Origin of the sequence: Streptomyces sp. NPDC000151 (genome assembly GCF_040301705.1) — a bacterium.
Classification (GTDB): Bacteria; Actinomycetota; Actinomycetes; order Streptomycetales; family Streptomycetaceae; genus Streptomyces.
This window is the reverse complement of record NZ_JBEPFC010000134.1, coordinates 1-19,960: the sequence shown is the minus strand read 5'-3', so window position 1 is coordinate 19,960 and position 19,960 is coordinate 1. Positions and strand designations below refer to the sequence as shown.

The window sequence follows — 19,960 nt, the reverse complement described above, 5'->3', positions numbered from 1 at the left end:
GGCACCCGCGCCCGGCCGCGCGCCGGCCCGCCCGTGCACCGGGAAGCCGCGCTCCGCCCGCTGCGGGAGCATCCCCGGAACCGCGTGCGCGCCCGAGGGCGCGTACGCGAAGGACATGCCGCCGCGGCCGAAGCCGCCGCCGTCCAGTCCGCCCCGGCCGAACGCACCGCGCCCGAGGCCGCCCTCACCGAGCCGGCCGGCGGGCGCGCCGGGATCACCCCCGGGCAGCCCCTGGAGCCGGGCCAGCAGCCCTTCGGAGGGCCCCGGCGGAGCCATTCCGGCGAAGACGTTCTTCAGCTCCCGCTGGGCGTCCGCCTCGGCCTTGCACTTCCCGCACGTGGCGAGGTGCGCGAGCACCCGCTCACGCTGATCGTGCCCCAACTCCCCGTCGACCAGAGCCGCGAGGCGGTCGCCGAGATGCTGCTCAGCGGGGGACTGACCGCCGCTACCGCTCACGCGATTCCGACCTCCCCTGTCGTCAGGGGCGCGAACGCGCGCTGCCGCTGCTCGCGCTCCCGCTCCTCGGCGCGCGCCGCCGGGGAGCGGTGCTTGAGCGCCTTGCGCAGGTGGGAGCGGCCGCGGTGGATACGGCTGCGGACCGTGCCGAGCTTCACGCCGAGGGTCGCGGCGATCTCCTCGTACGACAGGCCCTCGATGTCGCACAGGACGACGGCGGCGCGGAACTCGGGCGCGAGGGTGTCCAGCGCCTGCTGCACGTCGGCGTCGAAGTGGGTGTCGTTGAAGTGCTGCTGCGGCGACGGCTCGCGGCTGGGCAGCCGCTCGGCGGCGTCGTCGCCCAGCGCGTCGAAGCGGATCCGCTGCCGGCGGCGGACCATGTCCAGGAAGAGATTGGTCGTGATGCGGTGCAGCCAGCCCTCGAACGTCCCGGGGGTGTACGTCGAGAGCGAACGGAAGACGCGGACGAAGACCTCCTGGGTGAGGTCCTCGGCATCGTGCTGGTTTCCCGTCAGGCGGTAGGCGAGGCGGTACACACGAGCACTGTGGGTGCTGACGATCTCCTCCCAACTGGGCGGAGTCCACGCCTGCGATTCCGCATCGGCGGCGAAGGTCGCGGTGGGTGCGGAGTCGTTCGCGCGGGCACGGTCAGCATTGTTGGTCACGGATTTCGGCTCGCCGGCGGACCTACGAAAGCGCAGAAGCGTTCTTCGGTCACCCGCCGCAGCCGCACCTCCCCTGGTGGCTCTGGTGGTGTCCAGTAGAGCCCCTACCATATCCACCTCACCCGTTAGCTCCGGATAAGCAGTTTTGACCTGCATTTGGTCCGGCTTGCGGTTCTCTTCCGTCTTCACCTGCGCATCCCCCCTGTTCCCCTTCAACGCCCGGTCCCATCTGCGGGTTCCCGCACTCAGCGGATACAGTCACGGTTGCGTCAACTACGGGGACAGGAGAGGGCCATTACCGGCAACCGGCAGACGAGCTTGGCATTCGCCGAGGCATACGGCGCCGGGACCATCGACGACACGGCCGACGCCGCCCTGCACTGGTCCCGCGACCGGGCCCGGGAAGCCGGCATCCGCACGGTCTCGACCGGCACCGGATCGGCCCTCAGCCTGCTCGCCGCGACCGCGGACGCCAAGGCCGTCGCGGAGATCGGCACCGGCACCGGCGTCTCCGGCATCTACCTCCTGCACGGCATGCGCGCCGACGGCGTGCTGACCACCGTCGACCTGGAACCGGAGCGGCAGCAGTTCGCCCGGCAGGCGTTCCGCGCCGCCGGCTTCGCCGGCAACCGCGCCCGCTTCATCCCCGGCGGCGCCCTGGAGGTCCTGCCGCGGCTCGCCGACGGCGGCTATGACCTGGTCTTCTGCGACGGCGACCGCATGGAGTACGCCGAGTACCTCGCTGAATCGTTGCGCCTGCTGCGCCCCGGCGGGGTGGTCTGCTTCGAGGGCATCTTCGCCGATGGCCGGACCGTCGACTCCGGCGTGCAGCCTGCGGAAATACAGCGGCTGCGGGAGCTCCTGCGGTCCATTCGCGAGAGCGTGCACCTGGTGCCGTCGCTGCTGCCGGTGGGCGACGGCCTGCTGTGCGCGGTCAAGCGCACCTGAGGGGACGCCGCCGAGGGCCCCTGCACCGCCGCCGAGCAAGGGTGCGTAGGGTGCGAGCGGGCGAGAGCGCGTACGCCAGGGCTGAGAATCGATACGTCAACGCGCGTACACACGGACGCGTATTTCTCCGTCCGCCGCTGCACCCGGGGTACGACACGGCCCCGGGGCCGGGCGCGTATCGCATACGCACCGTCCACCGGGGCCGGACATTCAGTGAGGCTCCGCCCGCGTCAGACGCAGACCTTGTCGAGGGCCTCGCCGAGAGCCTTGGCTTCGTCCGGAGTCAGCTCGACGACGAGCCGACCGCCGCCTTCGAGCGGAACGCGCATGACGATGCCCCGCCCCTCCTTGGTCACCTCGAGCGGGCCGTCGCCCGTCCGCGGCTTCATGGCCGCCATGCTCGTTCCCCTTCCTGAAACCAGCTCATCGTCAGCCGACGGCCCTCTGGAGAGGGGCACGCGTCACCGGCATCGAACACATTGCTTCCATGTCATTATCCCGCATCGCAGGACCCGATGACCAACATCAGCGGGCATCCCTTCGGCAACGTACATTCGCAAAACCACCCAATTCGGGGAGTCACCTGCGATACTGCGCCACCTGCCACTACGCGGTGGACTGTCTTTCTTTGATGTACGTCACACCACAGCGCCGATGATCTCCGGCATCCTGATCGCCGGCTGCACTTGTTTCCGCAGTCCGAGCCGCGACGGAGGGGATCCCACCATGGCCGATACCGTGCTCTACGACGTCACCGACGGCGTTGCCACGCTCACGCTCAACCGACCCGACGCGATGAACGCGCTCGACACCGAGACCAAGATCGCCCTCCGTGACGCCGTGCGCGAGGCCGCGGCCGACCCCGCCGTCCGCGCCGTCCTGCTGACCGCGACGGGCCGCGCCTTCTGCGTCGGGCAGGACCTCAAGGAGCACATCGGCTCACTGGAGAAGGACCGCGCGAGCGGCGAGGGCTCCACGATGAGCACCGTGCGCGAGCACTACAACCCCATCGTCGAGGCGCTCACCGGCATGGCGAAGCCGGTGGTGGCGGCGGTGAACGGGGTCGCGGCCGGGGCCGGCGCGGGCTTCGCGATGGCGGCGGACTACCGCCTCGTCGCCGACTCCGCCTCCTTCAACACCTCCTTCGCGGGCGTCGCGCTGACCGCCGACTCCGGCATGTCCTGGACGCTGCCGCGGCTGATCGGCCACGGCCGCGCCGCCGATCTGCTGCTCTTCCCGCGCAGCATCAGCGCCCAGGAGGCGTACGAGCTGGGCATCGCGAACAAGGTCGTACCGGCGGCGGAGCTGGCCTCGGAGGCCCGCGCGCTCGCGCTGCGGCTGGCGCAGGGGCCGACCGCCGCATACGCCGCGATCAAGGAGTCGCTGGCGTACGGCACCGACCACTCGCTGACCGAGACCCTCGCCAAGGAGGACGAGCTGCAGACGCGGGCCGGCGCCTCGGAGGACCACGTGATCGCGGTGGAGGCGTTCGTGAAGAAGGAGAAGCCGAAGTTCGTCGGGCGGTGACGCCCGTACGGGGCCTGTCCGGGCCCGCCCGGCCCGGGCCCCGCACCGGGCCTGTCCGGCCCCGCGCGGGGGCCTACGCCGCCGTCTGCGCCGCCTCCGTCTCCGCGCGTACGTGGCAGTCGGCCAGGTGGTCGTTGACCAGCCCGCACGCCTGCATCATCGCGTACGCCGTCGTCGGGCCGACGAAGCGGAAGCCGCGCTTCTTGAGGTCCTTGGCGAGCGCGGTCGACTCGGGGGTGACCGGCGGGACGTCCGCGGCGCTGCGGGGCGCCGCGCGGGCCGCGCGGTCCGGGGCGTACGACCAGATCAGGGCGTCCAGCTCGCCGGGCGCCAGCTGCGCGGCGAGCCGGGCGTTGGCGAGCGTCGCGGAGATCTTGAGGCGGTTGCGGATGATGCCCGGGTCGGCGAGCAGTCGCTGCGCGTCCTCCTCCGTGAACCGCGCAACCTCGGCGATCCGGAAGCCCGCGAAGGCCGCGCGGAAGCCCTCCCGGCGGCGCAGGATCGTGATCCAGGACAGGCCCGACTGGAACGCCTCCAGGGACATCCGCTCGAAGAGCGCGTCGTCCCCGTGGACCGGGCGGCCCCACTCGGTGTCGTGATACGTGCGGTAGTCCGCCATCGATTCGGCCGCCATGCCCCAGGGGCAGCGCGGCACGCCGTCCGGCTCGGTCAGGACGCCGCTCATGCGGTCGCACCGCCCTCGGGGGTCTCGCGCGGGTCGGCGGACCGTATCCCGTCAGGCAGGTCGGCGCCCTCCCCCGGCGTCGCCGGGCCCGCGTCCGCCACCGGGCCCCGGTCGCCCATCGCCGCCGCGTGCGCCCCCGCGAGGGCCGCCTCCAGCTCGGCGATCCGGGCGTCCCGCTCGGCCAGCTCGGCGCCGAGGCGGTCCAGTACGTCGTCCACGTCCGTCATGCGGTACCCGCGCAGCGCGGGCGGCAGCCGGACCTCCTCCACGTCGGCCCGGGTGCAGGGGCGGTCGGCGGGCAGCGGATCGTGCAGCCGCTCGGGCTCGGCCTCCCGCAGCGCGCCGCCGTCACCGCCACCGATCACGGCGAGCGTGACCACGGCGACCACCGCGACCAACGCGATGAGCAAGAACCAGAACACGACCATCTCCCCACGCTGTCCGTCGTCCATTGATCGTGCCATGTGCCTCTGACAGTTAAGGTCACTGGCGGACGACCATGAGGGAGTAGGGAAATGCTGCGGCTGGGGAATCGCGAGTTCGGCGTGCACGAGCCGGTGATCATGGCGATCGTGAACCGTACGCCGGACTCCTTCTACGACCGGGGCGCCACGTTCCGGGACGAGCCCGCGCTCGCCCGCGTGGAGCAGGCGGTCGCGGAGGGCGCGGCGATCATCGACATCGGCGGGGTCAAGGCCGGGCCCGGCGAGGAGGTCACCGCCGAGGAGGAGGCGCGGCGCACGGTCGGCTTCGTGGCCGAGGTCCGCAGGCGCCACCCGGACGTGGTGATCAGCGTCGACACCTGGCGGCACGAGGTCGGCGAGGCGGTCTGCGAGGCCGGTGCCGACCTGCTCAACGACGCGTGGGGCGGCGTGGACCCGAAGCTCGCCGAGGTCGCGGCCCGGTACGGCGCGGGCCTGGTGTGCACGCACGCGGGCGGCGTGGAGCCGCGCACCCGGCCGCACCGGACCACGTACGAGGACGTGATGGCCGACATCCTGGACGTCACCGTCGGGCTCGCGGAGCGCGCCGTGGAGCTGGGCGTACGGCGCGACGGGATCATGATCGACCCGGGGCACGACTTCGGGAAGAACACCCGGCACAGCCTGGAGGCCACGCGCCGGCTCGGCGAGATGACGGACACCGGATGGCCGGTGCTGGTGTCGCTGTCCAACAAGGACTTCGTCGGCGAGACGCTGGACAAGCCGGTCAAGGAGCGGGTGCTGGGCACCCTCGCCACGACCGCGGTCTCGGCGTGGCTCGGCGCCCGGGTCTACCGCGTCCACGAGGTCGCCGAGACCCGGCAGGTGCTGGACATGGTGGCCTCCATCGCCGGGCACCGTCCCCCGGCGGCGACCCGCCGCGGACTGGCCTGAGACGGGCCGCGGCCCCGGAGGACCCGGGGGCCGCGCGCCGCCTCACCGGGGCCGCGCCGTCCTCACCGGGAGGGCCCGGGTCCCACTTCCTTCGTGACCAGCGCGACCGCCTCGTCCACGTCGTCGCTGAGGTGGAAGAGGTCCAGGTCGCGCAGGGACGCCTTGCCCTGGTCGATGAGGGTGCCGCGCAGCCAGTCCACCAGGCCGCCCCAGTACTCCGTACCGAAGAGCACGATGGGGAAGCGCGTGACCTTACGGGTCTGCACGAGGGTGAGCGCTTCGAAGAGCTCGTCCAGCGTGCCGAGGCCGCCGGGCAGCACGACGAAGCCGCGCGCGTACTTCACGAAGCAGGTCTTGCGCACGAAGAAGTACCGGAAGTCCACGCCGAGGTTGACGTACTCGTTCATGCCCTGTTCGAAGGGCAGCTCGATGCCCAGCCCGACGGACGTGCCGCCCGCCTCGCTCGCGCCCCTGTTGGCGGCCTCCATGGCGCCGGGGCCGCCCCCGGTGATCACCGAGAAGCCGGCCTCGACCAGCGCCCGGCCCAGGCCGACGCCCGTCTCGTACTCGGGCGAGTCACGGGGCGTGCGGGCCGAGCCGAAGACGCTGATCGCCGGGCCCAGTTCGGCGAGCGCCCCGAAGCCCTCGACGAACTCCGACTGGATGCGCATCACGCGCCAGGGGTCGGTGTGCACCCACTCGGAGGGGCCTTCGGAGTCCAGCAGCCGCTGATCGGTGGTGCCTGCTCGCACCTGGTCGCGGCGGCGCAGTACCGGGCCGAGTCGCTGCTGATCGCGCTCGGCTGCCAGGGTTTCGCGCTCGGCTGCCTCAGGATCGGCCATGGTGTGCTCCCTCCGCAGGGTCTCCCGCCTGGGCGGAAGACAGATCGTTGCCGGTAAAGCGTATGTGCACAAAGGTGACGAGCGGCGGAATTCGGTCTGACGGTGGCCCCGGCCGCCGCGCAGCGCTCCGGTGAACCCTTACCCGCGCAGGCCACTGCAGGTCACCGGAACCCCGGTCACCACATTTCCGGACCCGTGGGACGCGGCTCAGCCGGCCAGCCAGGCCCGCAGCCGCTCCTCGCACTGGATCACGTGCGCGGCGACGACGTGCTCGTCGCGCTTGTGGGCCAGCAGGGCGTCCCCGGGGCCGTAGTTGACCGCCGGAACGCCGAGCGCGGAGAAGCGGGAGACGTCCGTCCAGCCGAACTTGGGCATCGGGGTACCGCCGACCGCCTCGATGAACGCCTTGGCGGCGGGGTGCGAGAGGCCGGGCAGCGCGGCGGTGGAGTGGTCGTCGACCGTCCACTCGACGATGTCGCAGTCCGCGAAGACCTCGCGCACGTGGGCGAGCGCCTCCTCGCCGCTGCGGTCGGGCGCGTAACGGAAGTTGACCGTGACCGTGCACTCGTCCGGGATGACGTTGCCCGCGACGCCGCCCTCGATGCGGACGGCGTTCAGGCCCTCGCGGTACTCCAGGCCGTCGATGACGGCCCGGCGCGGCTCGTACGAGGCCAGCCGCTCCAGGATCGGGGCCGCGGCGTGGATGGCGTTGGACCCCATCCAGCTGCGCGCGGAGTGGGCCCGCTCGCCCGCGGTGCGCAGCAGGACCCGCAGGGTGCCCTGGCAGCCGCCCTCGACCTGATTGCCGGACGGCTCCAGGAGGACGGCGAAGTCGCCCGCCAGCCAGTCCGGGTGCTCTTCGGCGATCCGCTTCAGGCCGTTGTGCTCGGCGGCGATCTCCTCGGCCTCGTAGAACACGAAGGTCAGGTCGCGGTTGGGCTCGGGCACCGTGGCGGCGACGCGCAGCTGGACGGCGACGCCGGACTTCATGTCGGAGGTGCCGCAGCCCCACAGGACGCCGTTCTCGTCCAGCCGGGAGGGGACGTTGTCCGCGATCGGCACGGTGTCGAGGTGGCCGGCGAGCACGACCCGCTCGGCGCGGCCGAGGTTCGTACGGGCCACGATGGTGTCGCCGTCGCGGTCCACGGTCAGGTGCGGGAGCGCGCGCAGAGCGGTCTCGACGGCGTCCGCGAGGGCTTTCTCGTCCCGGCTGACGGACGGGACGTCCACCAGCGCGGCGGTCAGCTGCGCGGCGTCGAGCGACAGGTCGAGTACGGGGGTCTGCGCGGGGCGTTCCATGGTCCCGACCCTACCCGTCGCCGGTTGCGCCCCTGTTGCGCGCGGCGGTGCGCACCCGGAGGTCCGCAGGGGGCCGCCCGTGCGCTCCAGTACCGTATTGCGCGTGCTTCGCCGTCCCCAGCGTGCCCCCGTCCGCCGCAAGCGCCTCATACGCCTGTTCGCGGCTTTTGCCGTGCTGCTCGGGCTCGCGGGGTACCTCGTCGTGCAGTACGTGACCGGCGGCCCCGGTGCGCCGCGCTGCACGGTGCAGCCGGAGGGCGGCGGCGATCCGTACGAGCTCTCACCGGAGCAGGCGGCGAACGCCGCGACGATCTCCGCCGTGGGCGCCTCACGCGGGCTGCCGGAGCGCGCGGTGACGATCGCGCTCGCGACGGCCATGCAGGAGTCGGGGCTGCGCAACATCGAGTACGGGGACCGCGACTCCGTCGGCCTCTTCCAGCAGCGGCCCTCCCAGGACTGGGGCACGGCCGAGCAGATCATGGACCCGGTCTACGCCTCCGGTGAGTTCTACAAGCACCTGGTGCAGGTCCCCGGGTACTCCCGGCTGCCGCTGACCGTCGCGGCCCAGAAGGTGCAGCGCAGCGGGTATCCGCAGGCGTACGCCAAGCACGAGGCGAACGCATCGCTGCTGACCGGCGCGCTGACCGGGCGCGCGCCCGCGGCGCTGAGCTGTGCGGAGAGCCGGCCGGCCGAGGACGCGCCGGGCGGCACGGCGCAGGTGCGCGAGAAGCTGGTGCGGGAGTTCGGGCCCGAGGTGCTGCCGCGGGCCGTCACGGCCGACCGGGCGGCGGCCGGCCGGACGCTCGTGGTGCCGGTGACGGCCGGCGCGGACACGGCGGCGCGGCAGCGCGGCTGGCAGCTGGCGGCCTGGGCGGTGGCGCACGCGTCGGAGTTGCGCATCGAACGCATCTCTTACGGTGATCGCCGGTGGACCGCGGCGGATTCCGGGAAGGGCTGGCAGAAGGTGTCCGGCGATTCCGGCGGCACTTCGCCGACGGATGTTCGGATCACCACCGCGCAGTAGTCCGGGTATTCCCTCGACAGTGGGAATGGCGTCAATCCAGGTCGACAATTCCCGGCATTTTCCTCACCCCTGCCGCTGACCCGTAACTTCCTTGGGGCAGAAGAGGTGTGACGTTCTTTCACCTCCTCCGGACGTACGAATTTCGCCCACTTTCATCCGAAGCAGATAATGCGATGCGTTACCAATTCTTTACCGGGGCGCACCGCAACCTTCGGGGCTCTGGCGCGGTATTCACTGCGTCCGCCCGGCAGTCGACTGCCGCCGCCCGGCGGGCACCGCACGTCTGTACAGAAGAACAAGTCCCTCTCCGTCAAAGGAGCACCATGTCCCTCCCCCTTACGCGTCGGATCGCCCGGGCCGCGCTGCTGGTCGCAGCGGGCGCAGCTCCCGTGGTCGGCGCCGCCGGCTCCGCGAGCGCCGTGGACCTGCCCAAGGCCGCCGACCTGGGTGGACTGACCAAGGTGGACCCGTCGAGCGTCACCGAAACCGCCGGCAACGCCCTGGAGAACACCAGCGCCGTCGCCGGCCCGGTCGCCGGTGAGGCCGTGAAGGAGGCCGTCCCGGAGGCCGGCCGGACCGGCAACGAGACGCTGCGCAAGCTCACCCCCACCGCCAAGAAGACCACCGGTCACGTCACGGGCGACACCAAGGACGCCGTCGGCGAGACCACCCGGTCGCTGCCCACCGAGGGACTCACCAAGGACCTGCCGCTCGCGGAGCAGCTGCCCGCCGGCGAGCTGCTCGGGCAGCTGCCGGTGACCAAGGGCCTGCCGACCGACAGCCTGGGCGGCCTGCCGGTCACGAGCCTGCTCGGCGGCCTGGGCGGCCTGGGCGGCTGAGTCCCCCGCCGAACGCGCGAAGGGGCCTCGGGAGCAGTCGCTCCCGAGGCCCCTTCGCGTGCGATGCCGATGCGCTACTCGGCGAGCCGGCGGACCGCCGCGTCCACCCGCTCATCGGTGGCCGTGAACGCGATCCGCACGAACCGCTCCCCCGCCGGGCCGTAGAAGTCGCCCGGCGCCACGAGGATGCCGCGCTTGGAGAGGTCGCCGACGGTGTCCCAGCAGGGCTCGTCGCGGGTCGCCCACAGGTACAGCGACGCCTCGCTGTGCTCGATGCGGAAGCCCGCGGCCTCGAAGGCGGCGCGCAGCGCGGTACGGCGGCGGGCGTAGCGCTCGCGCTGCTCGGCGACGTGCTCGGTGTCGCCCAGCGCCGCGATCGTGGCGGCCTGCACGGGCGCCGCGACCATCATGCCGCCGTGCTTGCGGATCTGCAGCAGCTCGCCGAGGACCGCCGCGTCACCGACGAGGAAGGCCGCGCGGTAGCCCGCCAGGTTGGAGCGCTTGGAGAGCGAGTGCACGGCGACGATGCCGTCGTACGAACCGCCGTTGACCTCCGGGTGCAGCACGGAGACCGGGTCGGCCTCCCAGCCCAGCTCCAGGTAGCACTCGTCGCTGAAGATCAGTACGCCGTGCTCGCGGGCCCAGGCGACCGTGCGGCGCAGCTCGTCGGCGCTCAGCACCCGCCCGGTGGGGTTGGACGGGGAGTTGAGCCACAGCAGCTTCAGGCCGGTGGGGTCCAGCTCCGTGGGGTCGTCGTAGACGACCGGCTCGGCGCCCGCCAGCCGCGCGCCGACCTCGTACGTCGGGTACGCCAGGCGCGGGTAGCCGACCTTGTCGCCGGCGCCCAGGCCGAGCTGGGTGGGCAGCCAGGCCACCAGCTCCTTGGAGCCGACGACGGGCAGGACGTTGGTGTGCTCCAGGCCGGGCGCGCCGAGCCGGCGGCCGGCCCAGCCGGTGAGCGCGTCGCGCAGCGCCGGCGTGCCCCACACGGTCGGATAGCCCGGGCTGTCCGACGCGTCGGCGAGCGCCTTCTGGATCAGCGGCGGCACCGGGTCGACCGGGGTCCCCACGGACAGGTCCACGATGCCGTCGGCATGCGCGGCGGCCGTCGCCTTGTAGGGCTCCAGCCGGTCCCAGGGAAAGACAGGGAGGCGTGCGGATACTGCGCCCACGTTGCTCTTCTTTCGTACGTGTCGGGGAACGGCTCGGTCCCGTACGGCGGTGCAGGCCGTACGGGACCGGAGCGACGCTGTGGCCCGCCGCTTACTGGTTCTGCGGCGGCAGGGCGGCGATGAAGGGGTGGTCCTTTTCGATCAGGCCCAGCTTCGACGCACCACCGGGCGAGCCCAGCTCGTCGAAGAACTCGACGTTCGCCTTGTAGTAGTCCTTCCACTCCTCCGGGGTGTCATCCTCGTAGAAGATGGCCTCGACCGGACATACCGGCTCACAGGCGCCACAGTCGACGCATTCGTCCGGGTGGATGTACAAGGACCGGGAGCCCTCGTAGATGCAGTCGACCGGGCACTCCTCGATGCACGCCTTGTCCTTGACGTCGACACAAGGCTGCGCGATGACGTAGGTCACGCTGTCGTTCCTCCTCGTTAGGGCCGGCGGACCGTCTTTGGGGCGGCCGCCTCAGGGCGCGCGGGAGCGCGGCGTCGTCGATGCCCGCACCTAGTATCTCCGGTCCCGGGCACGAGACGAACAAGAGGGGCGGGCACAGCTGTGGAATTCACCACGGGCGGACGACTGGAGGTCGCCATCACCCCTGCTGACGTGGGGAAAAGGGTATCGGTACGCAGGCTGGCCGAGCCCGGCACGTCCACGGAGCGATTCACCGACACGGTCGGCGTTCTCACATCGTGGGACGATGGTGTGCTGAGCATCACACGACGGACCGGTGAGGAGGTGCGGATCATGGAGAGCACGCTGGTCGCGGGCAAGGTCGTGCCCGCCGCGCCCGCCCGCCGGAGAGGCCCCGCGACGAGCGCGCGGGAGCTCACGGAGGTGGCCGCGCGCGGCTGGCCGGCTGTCGAGACGGAACGGCTCGGGGAGTGGACTCTCCGAGCCGCCGCCGGGTTCACGCGGCGGGCCAATTCGGTACTTCCCCTCGGCGACCCCGGGATCCCGCTGGACGCCGCGCTGGACCGCGTCCGCGCCTGGTACGCAGCCCGCGGCCTCCCCCCGTACGTCGTCGTGACCACCGGCGCGGCCGGCAGTGACGAGCTGCTCGCCGCGGAGCTGGAGCAGCGTGGCTGGGCGGCCGAACGGCACACGGTCGTACGCGTCGGGGCCCTGGCCCCGCTCGCCGACACCGAAGCGGACACCGGCCGGGTGCGGCTGTCCCGGGAGCCGGACGCCGGCTGGACGGCGGTGTACAACCGGAGCGCCGACGCGCCGCCCGAGGCGGCGAAGGTGCTGACCGGTGGGCCGTCGGTGTGGTTCGCGACAGTGCCCGGCGAGGACGGGCCCGCCGCCATCGGGCGGGTGGTGGTCGACGGCCGCTGGGCGGGCTTCGCGGCCCTGGAGGTCGCCCCGGACCACCGCCGGCAGGGCCTGGCCACGCTGGTGATGGCCGCGCTCGCCGAGCGGGCGCTTCAGGAGGGCGCCTCGGCGGCATACCTCCAGGTCGAGGCGGACAACGACGGGGCCCGGGCGCTGTACGACGGCCTCGGCTTCACCGACCATCACCACTACCACTACCGGCGCGCCCCGCAGGACGGCCCCCGCTGAACGGGTACGGACCTGACATGCACCCCGACCCCGAACCCGGCCGCGACGCCGCCGCACGGCGGGAACGGTTCGCCGCGGCCGCGCGCGAGAAGCGCCCCGACCTGTCACTGCTGTGCCTGCTGCTGGCCGCGGAGGCCGATCCGGGGCTGGACGAGCACGCCCTGGACGCCACGCAGATCGAGCTGGACCGGCTGGCAGGGCTGCTGCCGTACCAGCCGGCCGGTGGGCCACGCGCCTGGGCCCGTAACGTCGCCGAGCTGCTCGGCCACCGCTGCGGCTTCCACGGCCTGCCCGCCGACTACCAGCGGCTGGAGTCCTCGCTGCTCCACGAGGTACTGCGGCGCCGCCGCGGGCTGCCGATCCTGCTGTCCGTGGTGTGGACGGAGGTCGCGCGGCGGGCCGGGGCACCGGTGTACGGCGTGGCGCTGCCCGGGCACTACGTCGTCGGGTTCGGCGACCCGTACGGCGCACACGTGCTGGTGGACCCGTTCGACGGCGGGCGCGTCCTGACCGACGAGGACGCCGGGCTGCTGGTGGCGGGCGCGACCGGCGAGCCGCTGACGCCGCAGATGCTGGCGCCCGCCGACCCCCTGGAGACCGTGCTGCGCATCCTGAACAACATCAGGGCCTGGGCGGCGGCCCGCCCCGAGCGCAGCGACGTACGGCTGTGGGCGATCGAGCTGTCGCTGCTGCTGCCGAGCCATCCGGCGCGGCTGCGGCACGAGCACGCCAAGGTGCTGGTGGAACGGGGCGACTTCCTGCGCGGCGCGGCGGAGCTGGAGGAGTACGCGACGGTGGTGGAGACGGTGGACCCGACGGCCGCCGAAACGGTCCGCCGACAGGCGGCGGCGGCCCGGGCGATGCTGAACTGAGGGCGGCACGGGGAGATCGGCGCGAGGAGGTCGGTGCGGGGCGACGCGGTGAGAGTGATACGGGCGATCGGCGCGGGGAGAGCGGCGCGGGCCGGGCGCGGGGCTGCGCCCGGTGCGGGTGCGTCAGCCGACCGTACGGGTGCGTCGGCCGACCGTACGGGTGCGTCGGCCGACCGTACGGGCCGGGGCCGCCGGGGTGTCCGTCCGGGCATGTGCGCGGCCGGCCTCCGGGGCGCCCGCCGCCGGCCGCAGCGGGGCGCTGTCCGGGCTGCGCCGGACGACCAGTACCGTCGCGTCGTCCCTCAGCACCCCGCCCGTGAAGTCCTCCAGGTCGGCGCGGAGGGCCGTCGCCAGCTCGGCCGGGCCGAGCCCGGTCCAGCCGGCCAGCCGCTCGCTCAGCGGGTAGAACGTGCCGTCCCGGCCGCGTGCCTCGGTCACGCCGTCGGTGCACAGCACGGCCCAGTCCTCGTCCAGCGGCCACGTGCCGTAGGCCCGGCGCCGTTCGCCGGTCAGGTCGCCCAGGCCGAGCGGCAGCCAGTGGCCCTCGTCGCGCTCGGTGAGAGAGTCGCCGCGGACGACGTAGTACGGGATGTGGCCGCAGGACAGCGAGCGGCCGCGTCCCTCGGGGCTGACCTCCATGAGCAGCGCCGTCACGAAGCGCTCCTTGCCGCCCTGCGCGACCGCACGGGCGTTGTGGCGCTTCAGGGACGCCTCCATGCGTTCGGCGACCCCCTCCAGCGTCTCTTCGTAGTGCGCGGCCTCGCGGAAGGACGCCAGCGCTTCGTGGCCGGCGCCGATCGCGGGCATGCCCTTGCCCTGCACGTCACCGATGACCAGGCGGGTGCCGTACGGCGTCTCGACCGCCTCGTAGATGTCGCCGCCGACCCGGGCGCCCTCCAGGGCGGAGACGTAGAAGCCCGCGACGCCGTACGGACCGGCGCGCAGCGGCAGTTCGTGCAGCATGGCCCGCTGCACCTCGTCGGCGACCAGCCGGGTACGGGAGTACACCTCGTCGCGCCGCCGCCGGTTGTGGCACAGCCCCAGGGCGAACGCGGCGACCACGAGAGTGCCGACGATCCCCACGAGGGAGCCGGACACGGTCCAGTCGACGAAGTTGAGCGAGTAGATCCAGGCGCTCGCGGCGACGAACGTGACCGTCACCGCGGCGGTCCAGCGGGCGGAGCAGCGCAGCGCGGCGAACATGGGCACGACACCGGCGAAGGAGATGATGCGCACCTGCGGGCCCGTGGCCCAGTCCGCCAGCGCGAGCAGGACCACCACGGCGATCAGGAGCAGTGCTCTCCGGCGGCCGGAGTGCTTCAGACGCGTGAAAGGCATAGCACTGTCCAGCATGCGCCCGCCGACCGCCGCCCTACAGGGGCGAAGGTCCCGTCTACGGGCGCGGTGCGGCGCGCTAGAGCCAGCCCTTGTCGCGGGCCGTGCGGGCGGCCTCGGCGCGGTTGCGGGCGCCGGTCTTCTGGATGGCGGTGGAGAGGTAGTTGCGGACGGTGCCCTGGGAGAGGTGCAGCGCCTGCGCGATCTCGGCGTTCGTGGTGCCGCCGGCCGCGGCACGCAGCACGTCGCTCTCCCGGTCGGTGAGCGGGCTCGCGCCGTCGGCGAGGGCGGCTGCGGCCAGCGCCGGGTCGATGATCCGCTCGCCGCGCAGCACGCCGCGCACCGCGTCCGCGAGCCGGGCCGCGGGGGCGTCCTTGACCAGGAAGGCGTCCGCGCCGGACTCCATCGCGCGGCGCAGGTACCCGGGCCTGCCGAAGGTGGTCAGGATGACGATCCTGACGTCGGGGAGCGCGGCGCGCAGCTCCGCCGCGGCGTCCAGGCCGGTCATGCCGGGCATCTCGATGTCCAGCAGCGCCACGTCCACGGCGTGCTCCCTGGCCGCACCGACGACCTCGTCCCCGCGCGCGGCCTGCGCGACCACCTCCAGGTCCGGCTCCAGCCCCAGCAGCGCGGCCAGCGCTTCCCGGACCATCGACTGGTCCTCGGCGAGCAGCACTCTGATCATGCCTGCACCATATCGGCGCTTTCGAGGCCGGGCGCCCGCCTCGGCCCTTCTCTCCCCCCGCCCCCGCCCCTCCCCCTCCCCTCACCCCCTCCAACGGGCCGTACCGCCCCACCGGCCGTACCCGTCCCACCGGCCGTGCCCGTCCCACCGGCCGTACCCGTCCCACCGGCTGGGCATGGCCTACCGGCTGGGCTCCTGCCCGCTCTCGTGCGGCGCCTTGGCCGGCTGTGGCCCCAGTGGTACGTACGCCCGGAGGGCGAAGCCGTTGCCGTGGGGGGACGGGCCCGTTTCCAGTCGGCCGTCGGCCGGGGCGAGGCGCTCGTGGAGGCCGCGCAGGCCGTTCCCGTGGGCGAGGGCGCGCGGCGGGCCGACGCCGTCGTCCAGCACGGTCAGGCACAGCAGACGCCGCTCGTCCGCCTCCCACTCCTCGCTCAGCAGCAGCTCGCACCGGCCCGCGCCGCTGTGCCGTACGACGTTGGTGACCGCCTCGCGCAGCGCCCAGGCGAGCGCGCCCTCCGCGTCCGGGCTCGGGGACGGCCCGTCGGCCCGGCCCCGGGCCCGGTCGCGGAACTCCTCCAGGGCCGGGTCGACCTCCGCGGTGATCCCGGCCGTACGGAGCGCGGCGCGGGCCCCGGCCAGTTCGACGGCGAGCCGGGGGCGGCGGAAGCCGGTGACCGCCTCGCGGACGTCCACCAGCGCCTGCCGGCCGACCTGCTCGATGTCGGCGACCTGGCGGGCCGCGTCGTCGGGCCGGTCCGGCAGCATCCGGCCCGCCAGCTCGCTCTTGAGCGTGATCAGGGAGAGCGAGTGCCCGAGGAGGTCGTGCAGATCGCGGGCGAGCCGCAGCCGCTCCTCCTCGGCGGCGAGCCGGGCCACCTCCTCCCGCGCCTCCCGCAGCTCGTTCGTCGTACGGATCAGCTGCTGGATGCCGACCATCGCGAACCCGCCGAGCAGCGCCGGAAGGGCGTAACCGGCCAGGTAGACGCGGATGTTCCCCCAGCGCCAGCCGATCAGCACGATCACGGCGGTGACCGCGGGGACGGCCCAGCGGGACCACTTCCACGGCAGCACCGCGGCGCAGGCCATCCCGACGTACGCGAAGAGCACCAGCCAGTTCGGGCCGAGCCAGAGCGCCAGCGGCACGGCGAGCGCCGCGAGCACCGCCAGCGCCGCGTACTGCAGGCGCGGCGGCAGCTCGTCGTGGACCGGCCCGCCGCGGGTGAGCCTGCCGTGCATGAGCTTGCGGAAGAGCAGGAAGCAGTAGACGCCGCAGAAGGCGAGCAGTCCGAGGATGCCGAAGGTCCGCTGGGGAACGGTCATCCGGCCGCCGGCCAGCTGGCCCACCGGGCCGCCCAGGTAGGCCAGCCAGACCAGCACCCACACGGCCTTCGCGAGTGCCTCGCGGCGGGTGACCGGGGCCTGGCCGATGGTCACGGAGAAACGGGGCGCCTGCCCCGCTGCCCCGGGCCGCCCGCCGGCCCGCGTCATCCCGTCCGCTTCCACGCCCTCATGCCTTCTCTCTCCTCACCCGCGCCCGGGGCCCTCCGCACCGACGCCCGCGTACTTTCCTCACCGGCATCCCGCCGCCCTCACGCCTTCCGAGTGTCCTTGCGGTACAGCCAGGCCGCCAGGCCGGCGAATATCAGCAGGTACCCCACCAGGATGGCGACGTCCTTGGCGTGCGGCGCGCTGCCGCCCTCGACGGCCGTGCCCAGCGCCGCGTATGCGTGGGTCGGTATCCACTCCGCGATGTTCTGCACCCACTGGGGAAGGATGGTCAGCGGCATCCACAGGCCGCCGGCGAAGGACAGCACGAAGTAGACCAGCATCGATATCGGCCGGACCGCGTCACCGGTGGCGAGGTAGCCGATGGCGACGCCGAGCGCGGCGAAGACGAAGCTGCCGAGCCAGGTGCCGATCGCGATGGCGGCCCACTGCCACGCCTCCAGGCGGACGCCCTTGACCACGGCGCCGATGATCAGGACGAGGACGATGGAGGGCAGGCTGACGGTGGCCGCGGCGGCGATCTTCGCGGTGACGTAGCCGCGGCCGGGCAGCGCGGTCAGCCGCAGCTGCCGCACCCAGCCCTGCTCGCGCTCCTTGGCTATCCGCTCGCTGCTGCCGAGCAGAACGGCGGTCATGGCGCCGAACGCGGCCATGGCCACCATGTAGTACATGCCCATGTTCAGCGTCGTGCCGGGGAGCGGCTTGCTGTCGGCGCCGCCGGCGATGATCAAGTACAGCACCGGTGGGTAGAGCACCGAGAAGAACATGAACTTCTTGTTCCGCAGGGTGCGGCGGATCTCCAGCGTGATCAGGGTGGTCATCGTGCGGACTCCTCGGGCGTGCCGGCGTCCGCGCGTGCGTCGGAAGCCGTGGTGATCGCGATGAACGCCTGCTCCAGGCCGAGCCCGGTGACCTCCAGATTGCGCGGATACAGCCCGAGGCCGTACAGCGCGTGGACCGTCGCGTCGGCGTCGGCGGACTGGAGGCGCACCGTGCGCCCGGAGGTCTCCAGGGCGGTGAGGGACGGCAGGCCGCGCAGCGCGTCCCGGTCGGCCGGCCCGTCGAGGTCGAAGCTGATCCGGCGGGCCCCGGCGCGCGCCTTGATCTCGGCGGCGGTGCCGTCGGCGAGCACCCGGCCGCGGTGCAGCACGATCACCCGGTCGGCGATCTCGTCGGCCTCTTCGAGGTAGTGGGTGGCGAACAGCACCGTGCGGCCCTGGCTCGCCTGCTCGCGCATGGCGCCCCAGAACGTCTGCCGCGCGGAGACGTCCATGCCGGTGGTCGGCTCGTCCAGCACGATCAGCTCGCTGGCGCCGGCGGTGGCCAGCGCGAAGCGGACCCGCTGCTCCTGGCCGCCGGAGAGCTTGTCGACCAGGCGGTCGGCGATGGCGGTGAGCCCCGCGGTGGCCATGACCTGGTCGACGGGGTGCGCGGCGGGGTGCAGGTCGCAGGCGAGCCCGACCAGCTCGCGGACGGTGACGCCCTCCATGAGGCCGCCGCTCTGCAGCATGGCGCCGACCTTGCCGGCGGCGATGGCCTGCTGCGGGCCGGTGCCGAAGAGGGACACCGATCCGGTGTCGGGGCCGCGGAGGCCGAGGAGGAGGTCGAGGGTGGTGGACTTGCCGGCGCCGTTCGGCCCGAGGAGGGCGACGGTCTCGCCCGGGTGCAGCTCCAGGGTGAGGTCGGAGACGGCGCGGACGCGGCCGTAACTCTTGCTGACCCCCGTGAAACTGACCACGGGCGGCCGGCCGGCGCTGTGGCCGGTGGCGGCTGCGGTGGTTGCTGTGGTCGTCATGGCATCCAGCGTGGCCGACCGACCCGTCGCCGCGGCAGTGCCGTGTGTCGTGGGTCCGGGATGACAGATGTCATGGGACAGCCCCCACGGGCGTGCCGTGGGGGCTGTCTCCGTCGTCGTCGCCGCGGGTCAGCTCGGGTTCGTCGGGATGGTGACGACCCGCTGGGCCGGGGTGGCGCCGCGCAGCGCCTGGCTGACGGCGCCCGCGACCTCCTCGACGCTGACCGGCTTCTTCGAGCCGTCGCCCTTGGTGACCATGACGCCCTTGAAGGTGTCGCCGTAGAGGGACTTCAGGGCGGGCCGGTCGTAGTACTCCACCAGTTTGCCGTTGACGGGCTTCATGGAGAGGAACTTCGGGATCGACTTCTCGGGGCTGAAGGACACCGTGTGCTGGGCGTCCGTCCGCACCGTGATCAGCCCGGACATCGCCGGCTTGGCGAACTCCTTCAGGGCGCGGTTCACCTCGGCGTCCGGGACCGTCGGCCGCTGCATGCTGGTCTTCAGGGCGACGGGCTGCCCCTCGGTGCCGGCGAGCCGGTCCTGGTACGCCTGCGTGACCTCCTGCTTGGCGGCCGCGACGTCGATCGACTTGTACGGCTTGCCGTAGTGCGGGACGGCCTTGCCGGCGGCGAACACTATGCCACCGTCCTTGGCCGCGCCCTGCTCGCCCGCCACCGCCTTCAGGGCGATGTCCAGCTTCTCGTCGTCGACGATCATCGAGGGCTCGGCCGTACGGGCGCCGCCGAAGAGCGAGCCGATGACCGAGACCGGGTTGTAGTCGCGGCCCGCCGCGCCCCGGACGGTGGCCTGGGTGTCGATGTCCAGGCCCGCCTTGGCGGGCAGCAGGGTCTGCGGCTGTCCGTCGACGGTCAGCTTCAGCGGCGCTGTCCTGGTGTCCTTCAGGGCCGCGTCGAGCTTCTCGACGGCCTGTTCCTTGGTCGTGCCGCCGATGTCCACGCCGAGCGCGGTGGTGCCGCCTGGCACGTCGGAGTGGTCCAGCAGCAGCCCGGCTCCGTAGGCGACGCCCGCGAGCACGACGATGCCGCCGAGCGCGAGGACGAGCTTGTTGCGGCCCTTCTTGCGCGGGTTGATCGGCTCGGGGATCTTCGCGCGCTGCGGGGGCTTCGGCGCCGCGGACGCGTCGGAGGGGCCCGGGTGGCCCGCGCCCTTCGAAGCGGCTCCCTTCGAAGCGCCTCCCTTCGGCGCCGCGCCGTCGGCGGACACCGTGGGGATGCCGCTGACGAGCGTGTCGCTGGAGGTGCGGCCGTCCGTGCCGGTGACCGGCCCCACGGCGCCCGCGGACGGGCCCGGCTGCGGGGTCAGCTCAGCGGTGTCATCGCTCCGGGGCGGCGGGGTCGCGCCGCCGGTGAGCG

General features: G+C 73.0%; 21 protein-coding genes and 1 pseudogene. 7 read left to right on the top strand and 15 right to left on the bottom strand.

Going from position 1 to position 19,960, the window contains the following annotated elements; genetic code table 11:
* Both ABT381_RS28310 and sigE read right to left on the bottom strand, forming a co-directional pair.
* Positions 1 to 456 (bottom strand): anti-sigma factor family protein (locus ABT381_RS28310; protein WP_351599408.1); only part of this gene is annotated, 456 nt, incomplete at its 3' end.
* Complete coding sequence (gene sigE, locus ABT381_RS28305; RefSeq protein WP_351599407.1) at positions 453 to 1,232, bottom strand: RNA polymerase sigma factor SigE; 780 nt, start codon at positions 1,230 to 1,232, stop codon at positions 453 to 455. The genes ABT381_RS28310 and sigE, both read right to left, overlap by 4 nt.
* A 153-nt stretch (positions 1,233 to 1,385) precedes the next feature.
* On the opposite strand from sigE, the gene ABT381_RS28300 reads away from it, so the two are divergent.
* Positions 1,386 to 2,069, top strand: a complete 684-nt coding sequence (locus tag ABT381_RS28300; RefSeq protein WP_351599406.1) for an O-methyltransferase — start codon at positions 1,386 to 1,388, stop codon at positions 2,067 to 2,069.
* Between the two features lie 230 nt (positions 2,070 to 2,299).
* Here the strand turns inward: ABT381_RS28300 and ABT381_RS28295 are convergent, their stop codons facing one another.
* Positions 2,300 to 2,467, bottom strand: a complete 168-nt coding sequence (locus ABT381_RS28295) for a DUF3117 domain-containing protein (RefSeq protein WP_107054016.1) — start codon at positions 2,465 to 2,467, stop codon at positions 2,300 to 2,302.
* Between the two features lie 328 nt (positions 2,468 to 2,795).
* Here ABT381_RS28295 and chcB point away from each other — a divergent pair, with 328 nt between their 5' ends.
* Positions 2,796 to 3,596 carry a 2-cyclohexenylcarbonyl CoA isomerase gene (gene chcB, locus ABT381_RS28290; RefSeq protein ID WP_351599405.1) on the top strand — a complete coding sequence of 267 codons (801 nt, stop codon included), beginning with the start codon at positions 2,796 to 2,798 and terminating at the stop codon, positions 3,594 to 3,596.
* 73 nt (positions 3,597 to 3,669) lie between these two features.
* Here the strand turns inward: chcB and ABT381_RS28285 are convergent, their stop codons facing one another.
* Complete coding sequence (locus tag ABT381_RS28285; protein WP_351599404.1) at positions 3,670 to 4,281, bottom strand: DNA-3-methyladenine glycosylase I; 612 nt, start codon at positions 4,279 to 4,281, stop codon at positions 3,670 to 3,672.
* Positions 4,278 to 4,703 carry a DivIVA domain-containing protein gene (locus tag ABT381_RS28280; protein WP_351599403.1) on the bottom strand — a complete coding sequence of 142 codons (426 nt, stop codon included), beginning with the start codon at positions 4,701 to 4,703 and terminating at the stop codon, positions 4,278 to 4,280. The genes ABT381_RS28285 and ABT381_RS28280 overlap by 4 nt, the downstream gene beginning before the upstream one ends.
* Before the next feature lie 93 nt (positions 4,704 to 4,796).
* Here ABT381_RS28280 and folP point away from each other — a divergent pair, with 93 nt between their 5' ends.
* Positions 4,797 to 5,657 (top strand): dihydropteroate synthase, encoded by an 861-nt coding sequence (gene folP / locus ABT381_RS28275; protein WP_351599402.1) that lies wholly within the window; start codon positions 4,797 to 4,799, stop codon positions 5,655 to 5,657.
* A gap of 62 nt (positions 5,658 to 5,719) precedes the next feature.
* Here the strand turns inward: folP and ABT381_RS28270 are convergent, their stop codons facing one another.
* Together ABT381_RS28270 and dapE are read right to left on the bottom strand one after the other, a co-directional pair.
* Entirely contained in the window at positions 5,720 to 6,499 is a 780-nt protein-coding gene (locus ABT381_RS28270; RefSeq protein ID WP_351599401.1) for an LOG family protein, read from the bottom strand.
* Between the two features lie 207 nt (positions 6,500 to 6,706).
* Positions 6,707 to 7,798: a succinyl-diaminopimelate desuccinylase gene (gene dapE, locus ABT381_RS28265; protein WP_351599400.1), complete on the bottom strand. Its 1,092-nt coding sequence runs from the start codon at positions 7,796 to 7,798 to the stop codon at positions 6,707 to 6,709.
* A gap of 103 nt (positions 7,799 to 7,901) precedes the next feature.
* Here dapE and ABT381_RS28260 point away from each other — a divergent pair, with 103 nt between their 5' ends.
* Both ABT381_RS28260 and ABT381_RS28255 read left to right on the top strand, forming a co-directional pair.
* Positions 7,902 to 8,822 carry a VldE C-terminal domain-containing protein gene (locus ABT381_RS28260; protein WP_351599399.1) on the top strand — a complete coding sequence of 307 codons (921 nt, stop codon included), beginning with the start codon at positions 7,902 to 7,904 and terminating at the stop codon, positions 8,820 to 8,822.
* A gap of 323 nt (positions 8,823 to 9,145) precedes the next feature.
* Positions 9,146 to 9,661, top strand: a complete 516-nt coding sequence (locus ABT381_RS28255; protein WP_351599398.1) for an ATP-binding protein — start codon at positions 9,146 to 9,148, stop codon at positions 9,659 to 9,661.
* A gap of 74 nt (positions 9,662 to 9,735) precedes the next feature.
* Here the strand turns inward: ABT381_RS28255 and dapC are convergent, their stop codons facing one another.
* Positions 9,736 to 10,833 carry a succinyldiaminopimelate transaminase gene (gene dapC / locus ABT381_RS28250; RefSeq protein WP_351599397.1) on the bottom strand — a complete coding sequence of 366 codons (1,098 nt, stop codon included), beginning with the start codon at positions 10,831 to 10,833 and terminating at the stop codon, positions 9,736 to 9,738.
* Between the two features lie 91 nt (positions 10,834 to 10,924).
* Entirely contained in the window at positions 10,925 to 11,245 is a 321-nt protein-coding gene (fdxA, locus tag ABT381_RS28245) for a ferredoxin (protein ID WP_030264070.1), read from the bottom strand.
* A 141-nt stretch (positions 11,246 to 11,386) separates the two neighbouring features.
* Between fdxA and ABT381_RS28240 the strand changes: the two genes are divergently transcribed.
* Positions 11,387 to 12,394, top strand: a complete 1,008-nt coding sequence (locus ABT381_RS28240; protein ID WP_351599396.1) for a GNAT family N-acetyltransferase — start codon at positions 11,387 to 11,389, stop codon at positions 12,392 to 12,394.
* 17 nt (positions 12,395 to 12,411) lie between these two features.
* Positions 12,412 to 13,266 (top strand): transglutaminase-like and tetratricopeptide repeat-containing protein, encoded by an 855-nt coding sequence (locus ABT381_RS28235; protein WP_351599395.1) that lies wholly within the window; start codon positions 12,412 to 12,414, stop codon positions 13,264 to 13,266.
* 123 nt (positions 13,267 to 13,389) lie between these two features.
* On the opposite strand, the gene ABT381_RS28230 is transcribed toward ABT381_RS28235, so the two are convergent.
* From ABT381_RS28230 to ABT381_RS28205, 6 genes and pseudogenes are all read right to left on the bottom strand, one after another.
* The gene (locus ABT381_RS28230; protein WP_351599394.1) at positions 13,390 to 14,604 is read right to left on the bottom strand and encodes a PP2C family protein-serine/threonine phosphatase; all 1,215 of its coding nucleotides are present in this window, start codon (positions 14,602 to 14,604) and stop codon (positions 13,390 to 13,392) included.
* A 76-nt stretch (positions 14,605 to 14,680) separates the two neighbouring features.
* Positions 14,681 to 15,286 carry a response regulator transcription factor gene (locus tag ABT381_RS28225; RefSeq protein WP_351599393.1) on the bottom strand — a complete coding sequence of 202 codons (606 nt, stop codon included), beginning with the start codon at positions 15,284 to 15,286 and terminating at the stop codon, positions 14,681 to 14,683.
* A 180-nt stretch (positions 15,287 to 15,466) separates the two neighbouring features.
* Complete coding sequence (locus tag ABT381_RS28220) at positions 15,467 to 16,720, bottom strand: sensor histidine kinase (protein WP_351599392.1); 1,254 nt, start codon at positions 16,718 to 16,720, stop codon at positions 15,467 to 15,469.
* Between the two features lie 155 nt (positions 16,721 to 16,875).
* A complete protein-coding gene (locus tag ABT381_RS28215; protein WP_351599391.1) occupies positions 16,876 to 17,613 on the bottom strand; it encodes an ABC transporter permease in 738 nt (245 codons plus the stop codon).
* A complete protein-coding gene (locus ABT381_RS28210; protein WP_351599390.1) occupies positions 17,610 to 18,587 on the bottom strand; it encodes an ABC transporter ATP-binding protein in 978 nt (325 codons plus the stop codon). The genes ABT381_RS28215 and ABT381_RS28210 overlap by 4 nt, the downstream gene beginning before the upstream one ends.
* Positions 18,588 to 18,716: 129 nt before the next feature.
* Positions 18,717 to 19,960 (bottom strand): annotated as a pseudogene (locus ABT381_RS28205) (hypothetical protein); the annotation flags it as partial.

What these genes read in the sequence shown, in the direction of transcription:
- ABT381_RS28215 (WP_351599391.1), bottom strand. Translation starts at nt 17,613, where the DNA reads ATGACCACCCTGATCACGCTGGAGATCCGCCGCACCCTGCGGAACAAG.
- ABT381_RS28255 (WP_351599398.1), top strand. Translation starts at nt 9,146, where the DNA reads ATGTCCCTCCCCCTTACGCGTCGGATCGCCCGGGCCGCGCTGCTGGTC.
- ABT381_RS28210 (WP_351599390.1), bottom strand. Translation starts at nt 18,587, where the DNA reads ATGACGACCACAGCAACCACCGCAGCCGCCACCGGCCACAGCGCCGGC.
- ABT381_RS28225 (WP_351599393.1), bottom strand. Translation starts at nt 15,286, where the DNA reads ATGATCAGAGTGCTGCTCGCCGAGGACCAGTCGATGGTCCGGGAAGCG.
- ABT381_RS28285 (WP_351599404.1), bottom strand. Translation starts at nt 4,281, where the DNA reads ATGAGCGGCGTCCTGACCGAGCCGGACGGCGTGCCGCGCTGCCCCTGG.
- dapE (WP_351599400.1), bottom strand. Translation starts at nt 7,798, where the DNA reads ATGGAACGCCCCGCGCAGACCCCCGTACTCGACCTGTCGCTCGACGCC.
- chcB (WP_351599405.1), top strand. Translation starts at nt 2,796, where the DNA reads ATGGCCGATACCGTGCTCTACGACGTCACCGACGGCGTTGCCACGCTC.
- ABT381_RS28235 (WP_351599395.1), top strand. Translation starts at nt 12,412, where the DNA reads ATGCACCCCGACCCCGAACCCGGCCGCGACGCCGCCGCACGGCGGGAA.
- ABT381_RS28230 (WP_351599394.1), bottom strand. Translation starts at nt 14,604, where the DNA reads ATGCCTTTCACGCGTCTGAAGCACTCCGGCCGCCGGAGAGCACTGCTC.
- ABT381_RS28270 (WP_351599401.1), bottom strand. Translation starts at nt 6,499, where the DNA reads ATGGCCGATCCTGAGGCAGCCGAGCGCGAAACCCTGGCAGCCGAGCGC.
- folP (WP_351599402.1), top strand. Translation starts at nt 4,797, where the DNA reads ATGCTGCGGCTGGGGAATCGCGAGTTCGGCGTGCACGAGCCGGTGATC.
- sigE (WP_351599407.1), bottom strand. Translation starts at nt 1,232, where the DNA reads ATGGTAGGGGCTCTACTGGACACCACCAGAGCCACCAGGGGAGGTGCG.
- ABT381_RS28295 (WP_107054016.1), bottom strand. Translation starts at nt 2,467, where the DNA reads ATGGCGGCCATGAAGCCGCGGACGGGCGACGGCCCGCTCGAGGTGACC.